The organism is Loigolactobacillus backii (assembly GCF_003946275.1).
Lineage (GTDB): Bacteria > Bacillota > Bacilli > Lactobacillales > Lactobacillaceae > Loigolactobacillus > Loigolactobacillus backii.
Genome location: NZ_RHNQ01000116.1, coordinates 1 through 3071, shown reverse-complemented (window position 1 = coordinate 3071; position 3071 = coordinate 1). Strand labels below are relative to the sequence as shown.

Here is a 3071-nt window from a genome sequence, read left to right as displayed (position 1 = left end):
TCCAGGGAACAATTCTGCGCTCAAAACGTCACTCCCTCTAAACTGAATGGAAAACCGTAACCCATCAAGACAAATATAAAGAAAAAAAGAAAGTTGGTGGAATTGTTGGAATGTAAGGATTACATTGTTCCATTGAATCCAGATGTGATCGTTAAGAAGACAATCTATCGGAGTTCTGCAAGAATTACAAATCAGCAGAGAGATCAAGTAAAAAGAGTTTTGCATAAGCAAGGGTATCAGGGAAGAATTAGTAGTATTCGATATACTCGGGTAAATTACAAGTATTCCTTTAAAGTATCAGTGAAGTATCGGGGAAGTGTTGGCAAATTTTTGGTTAATACAAAGAATGAGACAGTTGAATTTAAGGGAATGGTCTAGGAGTAATACCAGTAAATTTCACAAAATTTCTTGCCCCAATTAAAGCCAATCTGCGACCTATACCACTTCTTTTTTGGACAAGTTCACAATCAAAAAATAACGGAATGTGGAAGTACCGCGGTGAATGTGGTTTACTTGGGATAAGCCCCATTTATGTTAACTAGCTTAAAATTGCACAATAAAAAGGCCTACCCAATTGAGGATAGACCTTTTTACTTTATTCAGCTTTGTCATCTACTTTAATCTCAGCACTAGTTGAGGTCACATTGGAAACGTTCGCACTAGTTGGTGCTTTATCAGCTTGAGCGGAGTCCACCTCGTTTGTAACATGTTCTAAGGTGCCTGTCGTGTCCTGTGAGACGTTTACAGTTTGTACGTCTGAATTACACCTAGCATACCTAAAATGGTCAGAACCGTGTTAATGGTAGATTGCAAATTTAATCCGAATTTGCAATCTACCACTTGACATAGGAGCTATACGGTAATCAAATGTTTGATACCCTTATAAAATAACTTAGCGGCCCATGCTAACGATTATCTCAACGTTGGTATGAGCCGCTTATTAATAATTTGATTTAATCAACTTTTAGTAAAATGGGTAATTAAGGATTACGTGGATATGCCGAATATCACTCCATACGTCCCCTTTATCCTGTATCTTTTAGTTTGTATTGTTTAAGTCTGTTTTACCCTGACGTAAAAATTCTATTCCACCAAAGACTAAGGTCCAGCAGATTGCCCCAACGGCACCGATAGTATCTTCTGGGATGAAGAACAGACTGATGAAAATGATACCGAAGAATAATATAGTTAATGGGCTGGTAATTTTATACCATGGCATAATAAAACCATTTGGTAAAAAATCAGTGGAAGCCCGGTATCTTCTGTGAGCAACTAATGTCAATGTGTAAACAATAATATACATATCACTAGACACGCCGGTTACGATTGTAAAAACTGAACTAATGTCAGTTGTTAAACTCATAATCGGTGTGATTAAGACTAGTGAAGCGGTAAAAGCAATTGCAGCGGCGGGGACGCCATTACTTGATATATTAGCAAACATCTTATACATCCAACTGCTTTTGGAAACTTCGGTTGCCAGTTGATAAAAATGACGGCCTGCTGAAAAAATACAACTATTTAATGCAGATGCAGCGGACGTTAAGACAACGAAATTGATAGTGGCAGCAGCTGCCGGAAATCCAGCTAATTTAAATACTTGAACAAACGGACTACTGTTTGCTGATAGTGACGTCCAAGGAATGATTATCATAATTACGACTAGTGCACCGATATAAAATAATAATATTCGAAATAGTGTTTCATTTACCGCCTTTTTTATAACTGTGTGTGGGGATTTAGCTTCGCCAATCGTAATACTAACAAATTCAATTCCTTGAAAGGCAAAAAACACCATTGGAAATGCAGCAATAAAATTAAAAATACCATGTGGGAATAGTGTGTAATCATGACTAATATTTGTTAATGATACGTGCCCAAGTGGGGTGACGGAATGGTTTATGAGCATGAAAACCCCAGTTAAAATCATGGCAATTATAGCAATAATCTTAATCATGGCAAACCAGAACTCAGCTTCCCCAAATAATCGTGCTGCAATTAAATTGACACTCACCAAAATCCCTAAAAAAACTAATTCAATAATCCAAGCAGGAACGCTTGGTAGCCAGTACTGCACATAAGTCGCCGTTGCAGTCAACTCAGCCATGCAAATAAATACTAAACCAATCCAATAAGTCCAACCAGTAAAATGTCCGATTGTTGGCCCCAAATATCTTGAAATGAATGAAACAAAAGTATGCTGTGTAGGATCCGCATAAAACATCTCACCAATAGCCCGCATCATAAAGAAGAAAAATAACCCTAGTATTAAGTAAACTAACATTACTGACGGGCCGGTTTTACTAATCGTACTACCAGATCCGAGAAACAGTCCGGTACCAATTGTTCCTCCAATTGCAATCATTTGGACGTGGCGGTTGCTTAAGGATCGCATGGTTCCGTCTTGATTTTTAACAATTTTTGGTTTCATATAGAGCCTCCTCAAACATTAAAATAAGATTAGCTTGCAATTAAAATTCCTCATATTATACCACTGTTTGTCATACCTGACAAAATCAACAAATTTCAATTACTATGAAGCCGATAACGTATATGGAGCCCTATTTTTCCAGTTTCCTAAGGTATTAATGTATGGCGAGCAATATAAACATTTAAGCAGTGATGCTAAATTGGCTTATATGGTACTGAAAGACCGGCTAGAGTATTCTTTGCGTAATCATTGGGTTGATGAAGATAATCATGTTTACTTTATTTTTACCGTTCAAGAACTACAAGACTTATTTAACTGCGCTACTGAAAAAACCGTTAAAATAAAAAAAGAATTACAAACAGCCAATCTATTAAAACAAATTCAAATGGGATTTAATCCTAAAACGAAAAAGAATGAACCGAATCGTTTATACCTTTCCAAGCTCGATGTGAAAGCTACTGATGTCTATTTAAGGGGTGAATATGGACAAGAAACGCCGAAATCCCTTGCTACGAGTGGAATCTCGAAAATCGAAAGCAATCTATATAAAGACTCTAAAAACATAGATACTAATAGATACAATATAGATACTCAAAAGTTGGACTTTTCCACAGCCCATTTCTCACCAGCAGAAATTCAA

The 3071-nt window shown here is 36.8% G+C and carries 2 protein-coding genes; one reads left to right on the top strand and one right to left on the bottom strand.

Annotated elements, in window-relative coordinates; genetic code table 11:
* Positions 1-1039: 1039 nt before the first annotated feature.
* Positions 1040-2431: an amino acid permease gene (locus tag EKM61_RS11670; protein WP_068377433.1), complete on the bottom strand. Its 1392-nt coding sequence runs from the start codon at positions 2429-2431 to the stop codon at positions 1040-1042.
* Between the two features lie 76 nt (positions 2432-2507).
* On the opposite strand from EKM61_RS11670, the gene EKM61_RS11665 reads away from it, so the two are divergent.
* On the top strand, positions 2508-3071 hold a 564-nt coding region (locus EKM61_RS11665), incomplete at its 3' end, for a replication initiator protein A (protein ID WP_164505771.1).

Coding starts and splice junctions, on each gene's coding strand:
- EKM61_RS11670 (WP_068377433.1), bottom strand. CDS start 2,431: ATGAAACCAAAAATTGTTAAAAATCAAGACGGAACCATGCGATCCTTA.